Source organism: Mycobacterium sp. E1386, assembly GCF_001672745.1.
GTDB lineage: Bacteria > Actinomycetota > Actinomycetes > Mycobacteriales > Mycobacteriaceae > Mycobacterium.
The window spans coordinates 15,196-29,426 of the sequence record NZ_LZKH01000110.1 but is presented as its reverse complement, the minus strand read 5'-3'; the positions used below and the strand labels follow the sequence as shown (position 1 = coordinate 29,426).

Annotated in this window: 14 protein-coding genes; 12 read left to right on the top strand and 2 right to left on the bottom strand. The window is 69.8% G+C overall.

The window, feature by feature from the left end; genetic code table 11:
• Both A5709_RS12245 and rlmN read left to right on the top strand, forming a co-directional pair.
• On the top strand, positions 1–220 hold a 220-nt coding region (locus A5709_RS12245), incomplete at its 5' end, for a phosphatidate cytidylyltransferase (RefSeq protein ID WP_197520128.1).
• 23 nt (positions 221–243) lie between these two features.
• Positions 244–1,338 carry a 23S rRNA (adenine(2503)-C(2))-methyltransferase RlmN gene (rlmN, locus tag A5709_RS12240; RefSeq protein WP_068120081.1) on the top strand — a complete coding sequence of 365 codons (1,095 nt, stop codon included), beginning with the start codon at positions 244–246 and terminating at the stop codon, positions 1,336–1,338.
• A 61-nt stretch (positions 1,339–1,399) separates the two neighbouring features.
• On the opposite strand, the gene A5709_RS12235 is transcribed toward rlmN, so the two are convergent.
• Complete coding sequence (locus A5709_RS12235; RefSeq protein WP_067943185.1) at positions 1,400–1,654, bottom strand: DUF2631 domain-containing protein; 255 nt, start codon at positions 1,652–1,654, stop codon at positions 1,400–1,402.
• Positions 1,655–1,750: 96 nt separating this feature from the next.
• Here A5709_RS12235 and dxr point away from each other — a divergent pair, with 96 nt between their 5' ends.
• The 10 genes from dxr to A5709_RS12185 all read left to right on the top strand — a co-directional run bounded on the left by dxr (position 1,751) and on the right by A5709_RS12185 (position 12,811).
• The gene (gene dxr, locus A5709_RS12230) at positions 1,751–2,947 is read left to right on the top strand and encodes a 1-deoxy-D-xylulose-5-phosphate reductoisomerase (protein WP_068120079.1); all 1,197 of its coding nucleotides are present in this window, start codon (positions 1,751–1,753) and stop codon (positions 2,945–2,947) included.
• 19 nt (positions 2,948–2,966) lie between these two features.
• Positions 2,967–4,181 carry an RIP metalloprotease gene (locus A5709_RS12225; protein WP_067943174.1) on the top strand — a complete coding sequence of 405 codons (1,215 nt, stop codon included), beginning with the start codon at positions 2,967–2,969 and terminating at the stop codon, positions 4,179–4,181.
• A gap of 23 nt (positions 4,182–4,204) precedes the next feature.
• Entirely contained in the window at positions 4,205–5,371 is a 1,167-nt protein-coding gene (gene ispG / locus A5709_RS12220; RefSeq protein WP_067943172.1) for a flavodoxin-dependent (E)-4-hydroxy-3-methylbut-2-enyl-diphosphate synthase, read from the top strand.
• 56 nt (positions 5,372–5,427) lie between these two features.
• Positions 5,428–6,282 carry a GNAT family N-acetyltransferase gene (locus A5709_RS12215; protein WP_067943170.1) on the top strand — a complete coding sequence of 285 codons (855 nt, stop codon included), beginning with the start codon at positions 5,428–5,430 and terminating at the stop codon, positions 6,280–6,282.
• A gap of 117 nt (positions 6,283–6,399) precedes the next feature.
• Positions 6,400–8,214 (top strand): penicillin-binding transpeptidase domain-containing protein, encoded by a 1,815-nt coding sequence (locus A5709_RS12210; protein WP_068120077.1) that lies wholly within the window; start codon positions 6,400–6,402, stop codon positions 8,212–8,214.
• Between the two features lie 66 nt (positions 8,215–8,280).
• A complete protein-coding gene (locus A5709_RS12205) occupies positions 8,281–8,889 on the top strand; it encodes a DUF1707 domain-containing protein (RefSeq protein WP_067943165.1) in 609 nt (202 codons plus the stop codon).
• Between the two features lie 10 nt (positions 8,890–8,899).
• Entirely contained in the window at positions 8,900–9,757 is an 858-nt protein-coding gene (gene map, locus A5709_RS12200) for a type I methionyl aminopeptidase (RefSeq protein WP_067943182.1), read from the top strand.
• A 12-nt stretch (positions 9,758–9,769) separates the two neighbouring features.
• Positions 9,770–11,281, top strand: coding sequence for a cobyric acid synthase (locus tag A5709_RS12195; protein ID WP_068120075.1), 1,512 nt, complete (start codon positions 9,770–9,772; stop codon positions 11,279–11,281).
• A gap of 144 nt (positions 11,282–11,425) precedes the next feature.
• Complete coding sequence (locus A5709_RS12190) at positions 11,426–11,986, top strand: alpha/beta hydrolase (protein ID WP_197500933.1); 561 nt, start codon at positions 11,426–11,428, stop codon at positions 11,984–11,986.
• A 57-nt stretch (positions 11,987–12,043) separates the two neighbouring features.
• Positions 12,044–12,811, top strand: coding sequence for a gamma-glutamyl-gamma-aminobutyrate hydrolase family protein (locus tag A5709_RS12185; protein WP_082973851.1), 768 nt, complete (start codon positions 12,044–12,046; stop codon positions 12,809–12,811).
• A gap of 8 nt (positions 12,812–12,819) precedes the next feature.
• On the opposite strand, the gene A5709_RS12180 is transcribed toward A5709_RS12185, so the two are convergent.
• Positions 12,820–13,710 carry a PPE family protein gene (locus A5709_RS12180; protein ID WP_068120073.1) on the bottom strand — a complete coding sequence of 297 codons (891 nt, stop codon included), beginning with the start codon at positions 13,708–13,710 and terminating at the stop codon, positions 12,820–12,822.
• Positions 13,711–14,231: the final 521 nt, after the last annotated feature.

The window sequence follows — 14,231 nt, the reverse complement described above, 5'->3', positions numbered from 1 at the left end:
GTTCCTGGCCGGCAAACCGCCCTGGATCGGGGCGCTGCTGGGGGTGATCCTGGTGCTCACGTGCACGCTCGGCGATCTGGTCGAGTCTCAGATCAAGCGCGACCTCGGCATCAAAGACATGGGCCGGTTGCTGCCGGGCCACGGCGGTCTGATGGACCGGCTCGACGGCGTGTTGCCGTCGGCGGTCGCCGCGTGGACGGTGCTGACGCTCGTCCCCTGAGAAGGGCCGATACTGGACTGGTCATGGTCCAAGAACTGGTTTTCACCGAGCCCCGCCCGAGCAAGCCGCCGCGGCACCTGGCCGACCTCGACGCGGAAGCCCGCGCCGCGGCCGTCGCGGAGCTGGGCCTGCCGACGTTCCGCGCCAAGCAACTCGCCCAGCAGTACTACGGCCGCCTGATCGCCGATCCGCGCGAGATGACCGACCTGCCGGCCGCCGTGCGGGACCGGATCGCCGAGGCCTTGTTCCCGCACCTGCTCACCGCGGCCGCCGAAGTCACCTGCGACGCCGGGCAGACCCGAAAGACGTTGTGGCGCGGCACCGATGGGACGACCTTCGAGTCGGTGCTGATGCGCTACCCACAGCGCAACACCGTGTGCATCTCGTCGCAGGCCGGCTGCGGCATGGCCTGCCCCTTCTGTGCGACCGGGCAGGGCGGTCTCACCCGAAACCTGTCGACCGCGGAGATCACAGAACAAGTCCGGTCCGCCGCCGTCGCCCTGCGCGACGATTTCGGCGATCGGCTCTCCAACGTCGTGTTCATGGGCATGGGGGAGCCGCTGGCCAACTACGCCAGGGTCGTGGCCGCGGTGCGGCGCATCACCGAGCCGCCCCCGCACGGCTTCGGCATATCGGCCCGCTCGGTGACCGTCTCGACGGTCGGCCTGGCTCCCGCAATCCGCAAACTCGCCGACGAACGGCTCGGGGTGACGCTGGCGCTGTCTTTGCACGCGCCCGACGACGAACTGCGCGACACGCTGGTGCCGGTCAATAACCGCTGGAAGATCGCGGAGGCGCTGGACGCCGCCCGCTACTACGCCGACGTCACCGGACGGCGGGTATCGGTGGAGTACGCGTTGATCCGCGACGTCAACGACCAGCCGTGGCGGGCGGATCTGTTGGGCAAACGCCTGCACCGGGCGCTCGGCCCGCTGGTGCACGTGAACCTCATCCCGCTCAACCCGACGCCGGGCAGCGAATGGGATGCCAGCCCGAAGGCGGTGGAGCGGGAGTTCGTCCGGCGGGTCCGGGCGCAGGGGGTTTCCTGCACGGTCCGGGACACCCGCGGCCGGGAGATCAGTGCCGCCTGCGGACAGCTGGCCGCCGAGGGCGGGTAGCTGGAGCGCGGGCGAATCGCCAGGGGCCTGCGGGCAGCTGGCCGCCGAAAAGAAGTAGCGGCTACCTGATCCAGCCGCGCCGGCGGCCCCACAGGTCGCGGACCAGCGCGAAGAGCACCAGGGCGGCGAACCCGATCAGGAACCAGTTCTCGATGTGGCCGACGTGATTGCCGCGCAGCATCGCCAGCAGGAACACGATGATGACCAGGCCGGTGATGTGCCAGGTGCGGTGATTGATCCTGCTCCAACCCCAGGCCGCGGACGGCACCTCAACGGTGTCGACGCCGCTGAAGTGTTCCACCTCGGTACTGGCCACGGTGAATCCCTTTCGTCGGTCCTGCAGCGATTCTGGCATACCCGCGGCGAGGTCCCGCAGCCCTCGCGTCGTCACCGGGCGGGGCACAATGAGTGAGTGACGATCGCGACACCCGAGGGCCGCCTGCGCGTGCTGGTGCTGGGCAGCACCGGCTCGATCGGCACCCAGGCTCTGGAGGTGATCGCGGCCCATCCGGACCGTTTCGAGGTGGTCGGCCTGGCCGCGGGCGGCGCCAACTTGGACACCCTGCTGCGTCAGCGTGCCGAGACCGGCGTCACCAACATCGCCGTCGCCGACGAACGCGCGGCGCAGGCCGCCGACGTGCCCTACCGCGGCCCCGACGCAGTGACCCGCCTGATCGAGGACACCGAAGCCGACGTCGTCCTCAACGCGCTGGTGGGGGCGCTGGGCCTGCGCCCGACGCTGGCCGCCCTGGAGTCGGGCGCCCGGCTGGCGCTGGCCAACAAGGAGTCCCTGGTCGCCGGCGGTCCGTTGGTCTTGCGGGCGGCGCGGCCGGGTCAGATCGTGCCCGTCGACTCCGAACACTCCGCGCTGGCCCAGTGCCTGCGCGGGGGCTCCCCCGAGGAAGTCGCCAAGCTGGTGCTGACCGCCTCCGGCGGGCCGTTTCGCGGCTGGACCGCCGCCCAGCTCGAGGGCGTCACCCCGGAACAGGCCGGCGCCCATCCGACCTGGTCGATGGGCCCGATGAACACACTGAACTCGGCGTCGCTGGTCAACAAGGGCCTCGAACTCATCGAGACACACCTGCTGTTCGGCGTCCCGTACGACCGCATCGAGGTCGTCGTGCACCCGCAGTCGATTGTTCATTCGATGGTCACGTTCGTGGACGGCTCGACCATCGCCCAGGCGAGCCCCCCGGACATGAAGCTGCCGATTTCCTTGGCGCTGGGCTGGCCGGACCGGGTTCCCGGGGTGGCCGCGCCCTGCGACTTCAGCACCGCCTCTAGCTGGGATTTCGAACCGCTGGACGGCGAGGTTTTCCCCGCCGTGGAACTGGCCCGGTATGCCGGGCAGACCGGCGGTTGCATGACGGCGGTCTACAACGCGGTCAACGAAGAAGCCGCGGCGGCGTTCCTGGCGGGCAGGGTGGGATTCCCCGTCATCGTGAAAACCATCGCCGACGTGCTGCACGCCGCAGACCAATGGGCGGTTTCACCCGCTAACGTGGATGAGGTACTAGACGCGCAGCGCTGGGCGCGGGAGCGAGCGCGACGCGCCGTCGCACACGCACGGCCCACCGAGGCCTCCGTCAACGCCTCCGGAATGGTGTGAGAAAGGTCCTGCAGCGGAGATGATGTTCGTTATCGGCATTGTGCTGTTCGCCTTTGCCATCCTGATCTCGGTGGCCTTGCACGAGTGCGGCCACATGTGGGTAGCCCGCGCCACCGGCATGAAGGTCCGTCGCTACTTCGTCGGGTTCGGTCCGACGCTGTGGTCGACGCGGCGCGGCGAGACCGAGTACGGCCTCAAGGCGGTGCCGCTGGGCGGCTTCTGCGACATCGCCGGAATGACCTCGGTCGAGGAGCTGGCCCCCGACGAAACCGACCGGGCGATGTTCAAGCAGGCGGCCTGGAAACGGGTGGCCGTGCTGTTCGCGGGTCCCGGCATGAATTTCGTCATCTGCCTGGTGCTGATCTATGGCATCGCGCTGGTCTCGGGTCTGCCGAATCTGCACCCGGACACCCGGGCCGTCGTCGGCGAAACCGCTTGCGTCGCACCGGAAGTGGCCCCCGGAAAGATCGCGGACTGCACCGGGCCGGGCCCGGCTGCGATGGCGGGCATCCACGCCGGGGACGTCGTCGTCAAGGTGGGGGACACCAAGGTGTCCACCTTCGAGGAGATGGCCGCCGCGGTGCGCAAGCTGCACGGCACCGTCCCGGTGGTGGTCGAGCGCAACGGCACGCCGGTCACCGCCTACGTCGACGTCACGCCCACCCAGCGTTACCTGTCCAAGGGCCAGGGCGGCAAGCCCGAGGCGGCCACCGTCGGTGCGATGGGCGTTGGCGCTCAGCGGTTCCCGCCCACGCACTACAACGTGCTGACCGCGGTGCCGGCGACGTTCGCGTTCACCGGGGACCTCACCGTCGAGGTGGGCAAGGCCCTGGTCACGATCCCGACGAAGGTCGGCGCGCTGGTGCACGCCATCGGCGGCGGTCAGCGCGACCCGCAGACGCCGATGAGCGTGGTCGGCGCCAGCATCATCGGCGGTGAAACCGTTGACCACGGGCTGTGGGTGGCGTTCTGGTTCTTCCTCGCCCAGCTCAACCTGATCCTGGGCGCGATCAACCTGGTGCCGCTGCTGCCGTTCGACGGCGGCCACATCGCCGTCGCGGTCTACGAGAAGATCCGCAACACGATCCGGTCGGCCCGCGGCAAGGTCGCGGCCGCACCGGTGAACTACCTCAAGCTGATGCCCGCCACCTACGTGGTGCTGGTCTTCGTGGTCGGCTACATGCTGCTGACCGTGACCGCGGATCTGGTCAACCCCATCAGCCTCTTCCAGTAAACCGACCGAAGGAATCAGAAACAGTGACCATTGGCCTGGGCATGCCGGACGCTCCGGCGCCCACGCTCGCCCCCCGGCGCAAGACGCGCCAACTGATGGTCCGCGACGTCGGGGTGGGTAGCGAGCATCCGATTTCGGTGCAGTCGATGTGCACCACCAAGACCCACGACGTGAACACGACGTTGCAGCAGATCGCGGAACTGACCGCGGCGGGGTGCGACATCGTGCGGGTGGCCTGCCCGCGTCAGGAGGATGCCGACGCGCTGGCCGAGATCGCCCGGCACAGCCAGATCCCGGTGATCGCCGACATCCACTTCCAGCCGAAGTACATCTTCGCCGCCATCGACGCCGGATGCGCCGCGGTGCGGGTAAACCCCGGCAACATCAAGGAATTCGACGGCCGGGTCGGGGAGGTGGCCAAGGCGGCCGCCGCGGCGGGCATCCCCATCCGCATCGGCGTCAACGCCGGCTCGCTGGACAAGCGCTTCATGGAGAAGTACGGCAAGGCCACCCCCGAGGCGCTGGTCGAGTCCGCGCTGTGGGAGGCGTCGCTGTTCGAGGAGCACGGCTTCGGCGACATCAAGATCAGCGTCAAGCACAACGACCCCGTCGTGATGGTCGCGGCCTACGAGCAGCTGGCCGCCCAATGCGACTACCCGCTGCACCTCGGCGTCACCGAGGCCGGTCCGGCCTTCCAGGGCACCATCAAGTCCGCGGTGGCCTTCGGTGCGTTGCTGTCGCGGGGGATCGGCGACACCATTCGGGTGTCGCTGTCGGCGCCGCCGGTCGAAGAGGTCAAGGTCGGCATCCAGATTCTCGAGTCGCTGAACCTGCGGCCGCGCGGGCTGGAGATCGTGTCCTGCCCCTCCTGCGGCCGCGCGCAGGTCGACGTCTACACCCTGGCCAACGAGGTCACCGCCGGCTTGGACGGCCTGGACGTCCCGCTGCGGGTCGCCGTGATGGGATGCGTGGTGAACGGTCCGGGCGAGGCGCGCGAGGCCGACCTGGGCGTCGCGTCGGGAAATGGCAAGGGGCAGATCTTCGTTCGCGGAGAAGTGATCAAGACCGTGCCGGAAGCCCAGATCGTCGAGACGCTCATCGAGGAGGCCATGCGCCTCGCCTCGGAGATGGGGACCGATCACGGTCCTGACACAACATCAAGCGGTTCGCCGATCGTGACCGTAAGCTGATGGGGGCCGTTTCCCTCGCGCAAGTCCGTTAATTCGCATCACAGAGAGTTCGCCACATGTCGGCTCCGCCCCTCTTCCGCCTTGTCGGTGAGCGACGGGTGTCCGTGGTGCGCGACGCCGCCGCCGTCTGGCGGGTTTTCGACGAGGATCCGGTCGGATCGTGCATGGTCGCGGCCCGGGTGGCCGACCACGGCATCGACCCCAATTCCATCGGCGGGGAACTGTGGACGCTGCGCGGCGCGGACCAGTCGCTGTGCTTCGCCGGTGCGAACCTGATCCCGCTGCGGGGCGCACCGGAGGACATGGACGCCTTCGCCGACGAGGCGATGAGCGGGACGCGCCGCTGTTCGTCGCTGGTCGGCCGGTCCGACCTGGTGATGCGGATGTGGGAACGGCTCGAGTCGGCGTGGGGCCCGGCTCGGGACGTGCGCGACCACCAGCCGCTGCTGGCGCTGTCCAGGCACCCCAATTGCGACATCGACCCCGGGGTGCGCCAGGTTCGGCCGGACGAGCTGGACGCCTACCTGGTGGCGGCCGTGGACATGTTCATCGGCGAGGTGGGCGTCGACCCGCGGGTCGGCGACGGCGGTCGGGGTTACCGGCGGCGGGTGGCCAGCCTCATCGCGGCCGGTCGCGCCTGGGCCCGGTTCGAGCACGGCCAGGTGGTCTTCAAGGCCGAGGTCGGCTCGCAATCGCCGGGCGTCGGCCAGATCCAAGGGGTGTGGGTGCATCCGGAGTGGCGTGGCCTGGGCCTCGGCACCGCCGGCACCGCGACCGTGGCCGCCGTCATCGTCGGCAGCGGGCGCACCGCCAGCCTGTACGTGAACAGCTTCAACACCGTGGCGCGCGCCGCATACGCCCGAGTCGGCTTCGCCGAGGTGGGCAACTTCGCGACGGTCCTGCTGGACTAGCGGTCCGCCGCCGCACGCCCGGCTGGCCGGGCGCCGGGCGATTGCCGCGTTACATCACGATCCGATCTCGGTGTGTCGGCGCCGGTGCGGTAGCCCGGCTTCATAACATCTGTACCAATGGTCACAAAATCCCCACTGGTAATCGTGGCGGCCGGATTGCTGCTTACGGCCGTCGCGATGTCCGGGTGCACACCGCGGCCCGCCGGCCCCGGCCCCGCTGCCGAAAAGTTCTTCGGCGCCCTGGCGATCGGCGACACCGCCACGGCCGCCCAGCTCAGCGACAGCCCCAACGAGGCCCGCGAAGCGCTGAACGCGGCGTGGGCGGGCCTGCAGGCGACCCACCTCGACACGCAGATCCTCAACGCCAAGTACGCCGAGGACACTGGCACGGTCGGCTATCGCTTCACCTGGCATCTGCCCAAGAACCGGACCTGGACCTACGACGGCCAGCTGAAGATGGCGCGCGACGAGGGGCGCTGGGAGGTCCGGTGGACCCCCACCGACCTGCATCCCAAGCTGGGCGAGCACCAGACGTTCGCGTTGCGGGCCGACCGGCCGCGGCGCGCCTCGGTGAACGAACTCGGCGGCACCGACGTGCTGGTGCCGGGCTACCTGTACCACTACACGCTGGACGCCACCCAGGCCGGATCCGGATCCGCCCTGGCCGCGACGGCGCACGCGATCGTGGACGTCCTGCACCCCTTCAACGGTGGGCTGAACGACCCGCAGCTGCTCGCCGAGCAGGCCAGCTCGGCGACCCAGCCGGTGGACCTGGTGACGCTGCACCCCGACGACAACGACAAGGTCTTCCCGGCGATCGGCCGGCTGCCCGGCGTCGTGGTCACGCCGCAGCCGGAGATTTTGCCGACGGATCCGCATTTCGCCCCGGCGGTCATGGCCGAGGTGAAGAAGGCGGTGGTCGACCAACTCGACGGCGAGGCGGGCTGGCGCGTGGTCAGCGTCAACCAGAACGGTGTCGAAGTCGAAGTCCTGCACGAGGTGCAGGGGTCACCGGCGCCGTCGATCTCGATCACGCTCGACCGGGTCGTGCAGAACGCCGCCCAGCGCGCGGTCGACAACAAGGGCGGCAAGGCGATGATCGTCGTGATCAAGCCGTCGACCGGGGAGATCCTGGCGATCGCGCAGAACGCGGGCGCCGACGCCGACGGCCTGCTGGCCACCACCGGACTGTTCCCCCCGGGGTCGACGTTCAAGATGGTGACCGCAGGCGCGGCCGTCGACCGCGACATGGCCACCCCGAACTCGATGCTGGGCTGCCCGGGCCATCTGGACATCGGGCATCGCACGATCCCCAACTACGGTGGCTTCGATCTTGGCGTGGTCTCGATGTCGCGGGCGTTCGCCAGTTCCTGCAACACGACGTTCGCGGAGTTGAGCAGCCGGATGCCGCCGCGCGGCCTGACTCAGACGGCCGCCCAATACGGGATCGGGGTCGACTACGCGGTGGACGGCATCACCACCGTGACCGGCTCGGTGCCGCCGACCGTGGACCTGGCCGAGCGCACCGAGGACGGCTTCGGCCAGGGCAAGGTGCTGGCCAGCCCGTTCGGCATGGCCCTGGTCGCCGCCACGGTCGCCGCAGGCAGGACCCCGGTGCCGCAGCTCATCGCGGGCCGGCCGACCGCGGTGCAGGGCGACACGACGCCGATCAGCCCGAAGATGATCGACGCGCTGCGGCCCATGATGCGGCTGGTGGTCACCAACGGGACCGCCAAGGAGATCGCCGGCTGCGGCGCGGTCTACGGGAAGACGGGTGAGGCCGAATTCCCTGGCGGATCGCACTCCTGGTTCGCCGGATACCGCGGTGATCTGGCGTTCGCCTCGCTGATCGTCGGGGGCGGCAGCTCCGAGTGGGCGGTTCGGATGACGAAATTCATGTTCGAATCGCTGCCGCCGGACTTCCTGGCCTGACACCGGCGGCCCGCCCCAGCGGTAAGTTGCGAGGGTAGGCCGAGGGTTCAAGCGTCAGGAAAGGCCATGACTGAGACCGGTGGAGAGATGGTGGCGTTACGGGTCTCGGACGCCGACCGCAACGGCACGATGCGGAGACTGCACAACGCCGTCGCGCTCGGGCTGATCGATATCGACGAGTTCGAACAGCGTTCGTCGCAGGTGTCCTACGCGCGCACCCGGGGAGAGCTGGACGGGCTGGTCGGCGACCTGCCCGGTCCGGGCGCGATAGTCACGTCCGCCGCCGACCGGGTCGAGCTGCGCGGCTGGGCCGGCTCGCTCAAGCGCCAGGGCGAATGGACGGTGCCCACTCGGCTGGCGTTGGTCCGCCGGCTGGGCTCCATCGAGCTCGACCTCACCAAGGCCCGGTTTGCGGGCCCGGTGGTGGTCGTCGAACTCGACATGCGGTTCGGCTCGGTGGAGATCCGGTTGCCGGACGGCGCCAGCGCGTCGATCGACGACGTGGAGGTCTACGTGGGCAGCGCCAGCGACCGCCGCAAGGACGCACCGGGCGAAGGGCGCCCGCACGTCGTGTTGACGGGACGGGTGGTGTGCGGCTCGGTGATCATCCGCGGGCCGCGGCGCTCGTTGATCCGCGGCCGCTTCGGCGGGGCCGCCCCCGCGCGGCGTGATTAAGCTGGTCGGCATGCCCGCTCGCACTGCGCTTGCCCCCGGAGAGGTGTCGCCGACTCTGCCGGTGCCCGGCCGCATCCCCCGTCCGGAGTATGCCTGGCAGCCCACCGTGCGGGAGGGCAGCGAGCCGTGGGTGCAAACCCCGGAGGTGATCGAGAAGATGCGGGTCGCCGGACGGATCGCGGCGGGCGCGCTGCAGGAGGCGGGCAAAGCGGTGGCGCCGGGGGTGACGACCGACGAACTGGACCGGATCGCCCACGAGTACATGATCGACCACGGTGCCTACCCGTCGACCCTGGGCTACAAGGGCTTCCCGAAGTCGTGCTGCACGTCGCTCAACGAGGTCATCTGCCACGGAATCCCGGATTCGACGGTCGTCGAGGACGGCGACATCGTCAACATCGACGTCACGGCGTACATCGACGGGGTGCACGGCGACACCAACGCGACTTTCCTGGCCGGCGACGTCGCCGAGGAGCACCGGCTGCTCGTGGAGCGTACTCACGAGGCGACGATGCGCGCGATCAACGCCGTCAAGCCGGGGCGGGCACTGTCGGTCGTCGGCCGCGTCATCGAGGCGTACGCGAATCGGTTCGGGTACAACGTGGTTCGTGACTTCACCGGTCACGGCATCGGCACCACGTTTCACAATGGCCTGGTCGTGCTGCACTACGACCAGCCCTCCGTGACGACGATCATGCAGCCGGGCATGACGTTCACCATCGAACCGATGATCAATCTCGGCGGCCTGGACTACGAGATCTGGGACGACGGCTGGACGGTGGTCACCAAGGACCGCAAGTGGACCGCGCAATTCGAGCACACGTTGCTCGTGACCGACACCGGCGTCGAAATCCTCACCTCGATCTAGAGCTTTGAATCCGTGAGCGGGGCGCTGCTGGTCGCCGGCACTAGCTCCGACGCCGGGAAATCGGTGGTGGTCGCGGGCCTGTGCCGGTTGCTGGCGCGCCGCGGTGTCCGGGTGGCGCCGTTCAAGGCGCAGAACATGTCCAACAATTCCGTGGTCACCGTCGAAGGCGGCGAGATCGGCCGGGCCCAGGCGCTCCAGGCGCGCGCGGCGGGACTTCAGCCCAGCGTGCGGTTCAATCCGATCCTGCTCAAACCGGGCAGTGACCGGACGTCGCAATTGGTGATTCGCGGCCAGGTCGCGGATTCGGTGACGGCGGCAAGCTATGTGCGGCGTCGCGACCGCCTCGCCGGGATCGTCGCGGACGAATTGTCTTGCCTGCGCAATGATTTCGACGCTGTCATCTGCGAGGGGGCGGGCTCGCCTGCCGAAATCAACCTGCGTGCCACGGATTTGGCGAACATGGGCCTGGCTCGGGCGGCGAACCTGCCGGTGATCCTGGTCGGAGACATCGACCGCGGCGGCCTGCTCGCCCATCTGTTCGGAACGGTCGCGGTGCTCGAGCCCGACGACCAAGCACTGATCGCCGGCTTCGTCGTCAACAAATTCCGTGGCGACCCCGCACTGCTGGAGCCCGGATTGCGGCAATTGCACGCGATGACCGGCCGCCCGACCTACGGGGTACTGCCCTATGCCGACGAACTCTGGCTGGACGCCGAGGACTCGCTGTCGGTGGTCGCCCGCCGCGTCGTCGGCACCCCGCAACCGCCGCGCGGGAGCGAGTGGCTGCGGGTGGCCGCGATCCGGCTGCCCCGGATCTCCAACTCCACCGACGTGGAGGCGCTGGCGTGTGAGCCGGGCGTCACGGTGCGCTGGAGCGCCGACGCCGCCGACCTGGCCGACACCGACCTGATCGTGATTCCCGGCAGCAAATCCACCGTCGCCGACCTGACCTGGCTGCGCGATCACGGCCTGGCCGAGGCGATCACCGCCCACGCCGCGGCCGGAAAGCCGCTGCTCGGGATCTGCGGCGGCTTTCAGATGCTGTGCCGGCGCATCGACGACCCGGTGGAATCGGGGCTCGGCGAAGTGGCCGGACTGGGGCTGTTCGACGCCGACATCGCCTTCGGCGATACCAAGGTCCTGCGCCGCTGGCCGCCGCCGCTCGCCGGATACGAGATCCATCACGGCCGGGTGTCGCGCTGCGCGGAGGACGTTTGGTTCGGCGTCGAGGGCGGGCGCGACTGCCAACCGCACGGCCTGGTGCGCGGCGCGGTGTTCGGCACCCACTGGCACGGCCTGCTCGACAACGACGACTTTCGCCGCGCGTGGCTCACCGCCGTCGCGGCCGCGGCGGGCCGCGACGGGTTCCTCGTCGCCGACACCAACGTCGCCGCGCGGCGTGATGCCCAGATCGACGTGATCGCCGATCTGCTCGCCGCGCACCTCGACACCGACGCCGTCCTCGGCCTGCTCGACGGTCCGCCGCCCCACCGACCACACGTCGCAACTCGGTTGTGGCCGTAGGGGATTCACGATTTTGTCCAAGTGCCGATGTCGAAATTGACGGCGACGCAAAACGCGTGGCGTACGCGCGCGGGGATGGCCGCTGAACGCAGGGATGTGGAGAAATCGTCGCGCGTGCGGGCCGGTCGGTTGTAGCGTGCGTAGATGCCCTCAATGATGACGACGCTCGACGGGTTCCCCGTCCCGGTAGCCGTGGCTGGTCCGGAACAGGGCGTCGTGGTCGTCATCCTGGGTGACGAGGAGCGCATCCCCGCCGCGTACGACGCGGTCTGCGAACGGCTGCACACCGCGTCGCTTCGGACGGTCGTCATCGGTCTCGACCCCCGCCTGACCCCCAAGTCTGTGGTCGGCATCCTCGACGCACTGGGTATCGGGTGGGCCGTGGTGGTGGGCGACCGCGCCGGCGGCGACCTGGCCTGGGAGCTCGCCGCGACGAAGCTGGGCCGGTTCGTCGGCCTGGTGGTGATCGATCGCGGCCATCCTCGCGCGGCCGATCGCGACGGCGCGGTTCGAGACGGGCACTGCCCGCCGGTGGAGATCGGCACCACGGTTCTGGTCAGTTCCCCGGCCGCGCGGGCGGTGGCGCGCGCCAGCCAGCAGTATGTCTACGCCGAGTACCGCGTGGTGCATTTGGGCCGGCGGACAGTGCAGGAGTCGACGGCACAGTTGGCCGCCGAGATCGTGTTGCGCACCAGTACCTGGTAGTCGGGTGGCTTCGCCGAACAGCAACTCGCGCAAGCGGTTTGCGGCGGCTCGTGGCCGCTGGCGGCACCGCGGGGGATAGGATGCGTGGTGGTGAACGTCTCTGGGCGCCCGGTGGTGGGCCTGACCTCGTACCTGGAGCGGGTGCGGACCGGCATCTGGGACGTGCCGGCGGGTTATCTGCCCGCCGATTACTTCCAGGGTGTCGTGATGGCCGGCGGGGCCGCGGTGTTGCTGCCGCCGCAACCGGCGGAACCGGAGACGGTCGGCCCGGTGCTCGACGGTCTGCACGCGCTGGTGATCACGGGCGGCTACGACGTGGATCCCGCCGCCTATGGCCAACAACCGCATCCGGCCACCGATCAGCCGCGCGCCGCCCGCGACGCCTGGGAATTCGCGTTGTTGCGCGGCGCGCTGGACCGGGGACTGCCGGTGCTGGGCATCTGCCGCGGTGCGCAGGTGCTCAACGTGGCGCTGGGCGGCACCCTGCATCAGCACCTGCCGGAGGTTCTCGGGCACGACGGTCATCGGGCGGGCAACGCGGTGTTCAACAGGATGGCGGTGCGCACCGCCGCGGGCAGCCGGCTGGCCGCGCTGGTGGGGGAGACCACCGATGCTCCGTGCTACCACCATCAGGCGATCGACGAAGTCGGTGAGGGGCTGATGGTCAGCGCCTGGGATGCCGACGGCGTCGTCGAGGCGCTGGAGTTGCCCGGGGACCGTTTTGTGCTTGCGGTGCAATGGCATCCGGAACAGTCCCTGGACGACTTGCGCCTCTTCACCGCGATCGTGGACGCCGCGCGGTCGTATGCCGGGCGCGCGGGCTGACCCGAGCGCTACGCGACCGTTCCGCGGTAGACGGCCATCGGCGCCGCGGCGGTCGCCCAGACCGGCGGTACCGACAACGCCCCGACCGACGTCGCGCCGCCGGCCCGCGCGGTGATCGTCCCGCCGCGAACGCCACGATGGTCGGGCGCCAGGCAGCGCAACGCCGCCGCCTTGTTGAGCGAATTCAGATAGCCGATCGCGACGCCCGACGGCGCGGTGAGTGAGCTCAGTTTCGACAGCGGGCAGGTCGCCGACGCGAGGGAGACGTCGAACGTGGCCAGCGGCGACCGGGACAGCGCCCGCAGCGCGCCGGGCGCGGCTGCGATCAGCTGCCGCCCCGCCGATACGACCTCCGGCCCCGAGTCCAGCGCCCACGTGCCGTGGCTCGCGCTGCCGGGCGGCAACGTGAACGGCACGATGGCCGCGGCGTCGGCCGATGCCGCGGCGTAGGCATACATGGCGGCGGCGTCCTGTGCCCACATCCGTTCGTAGTCGGCCTCGGCGGCGGCGATCGCCGGGGTCACCAGACCCAGGGAGTTCGCCATGATCAGCGATGTGCGCCGCGCCCGGTTGGCGTCGATCGACGACGGCGGCACCGTTGCCGCTAACGCCCTTTCGTGTGCGCCGGCCGCAGCGGCGGCCTGGGCGGCCGCCTGCTCGGCGCGTATCGCGGTGGCGTTGAGCCAGTCGAGGTAGGACGCGGCGGCTTCGGGCGCGCCGGCCGGGCCCTCCCAGCTGGCCAGCAGCTTCGAGGTAACCGCCCGGTAGTCCGCGACCGCGGTGTGCAGCCGGGTGGCCAGGCGGGCCCAGGCCGTCGCGGCTTCGGCCATCGGTCCCGAGCCGGGGCCGGCATGCAGTTGTCCGGAAATGATTTCGGGCGGGAGCATCGTGACGTTCATCGCTATCTCTGCCTAACGACGGCGGTGGGGCCGCGGTTCGAAGGGGACTCTTCTGTTGGGACGTAGGCCCGGGGGTTACAGGCCTGCCTGCCAAGGAGCCCTCAGCGACGAGCGACGCAGAGCAGCGTCAACAGATTTCGGTCGGTCGGAACCGCCCCGGGCGCACGCGATGGTGCGCGGGGCAGCCGAAATACCGCGGCCGCAAACGAAGTCGGTAACGGCGACCCGATCGATGGCGGCGATGAGCGGGCCCAGGTCGGCGGCCGATCCCGCGTCATCCACGCGGTCTTGGTGGTCTTGTGATGTGTCGGCGAGGAGCCCGGGGCGGCGGGGCCCGGATCGTGCGCTTGCACGTGCGCGGCACTCACCCGGGCGAGTCCGGAGACCGCGCTCCCACGCGATGCCCAACCCACGGTCACCGCGCAGAACACACCGAGCACCGCGACGACTGCGATGATTGACCGCAATCGTCGAGTTCCACGGGTGTCGCCGACTGTCACAGTGGCCCGAACCTACAACAC

Coding starts and splice junctions, on each gene's coding strand:
- A5709_RS12225 (WP_067943174.1), top strand. CDS start 2,967: ATGATGTTCGTTATCGGCATTGTGCTGTTCGCCTTTGCCATCCTGATC.
- A5709_RS12210 (WP_068120077.1), top strand. CDS start 6,400: ATGGTCACAAAATCCCCACTGGTAATCGTGGCGGCCGGATTGCTGCTT.
- A5709_RS12205 (WP_067943165.1), top strand. CDS start 8,281: ATGACTGAGACCGGTGGAGAGATGGTGGCGTTACGGGTCTCGGACGCC.
- rlmN (WP_068120081.1), top strand. CDS start 244: ATGGTCCAAGAACTGGTTTTCACCGAGCCCCGCCCGAGCAAGCCGCCG.
- A5709_RS12180 (WP_068120073.1), bottom strand. CDS start 13,710: ATGAACGTCACGATGCTCCCGCCCGAAATCATTTCCGGACAACTGCAT.
- map (WP_067943182.1), top strand. CDS start 8,900: ATGCCCGCTCGCACTGCGCTTGCCCCCGGAGAGGTGTCGCCGACTCTG.
- A5709_RS12190 (WP_197500933.1), top strand. CDS start 11,426: ATGCCCTCAATGATGACGACGCTCGACGGGTTCCCCGTCCCGGTAGCC.
- A5709_RS12215 (WP_067943170.1), top strand. CDS start 5,428: ATGTCGGCTCCGCCCCTCTTCCGCCTTGTCGGTGAGCGACGGGTGTCC.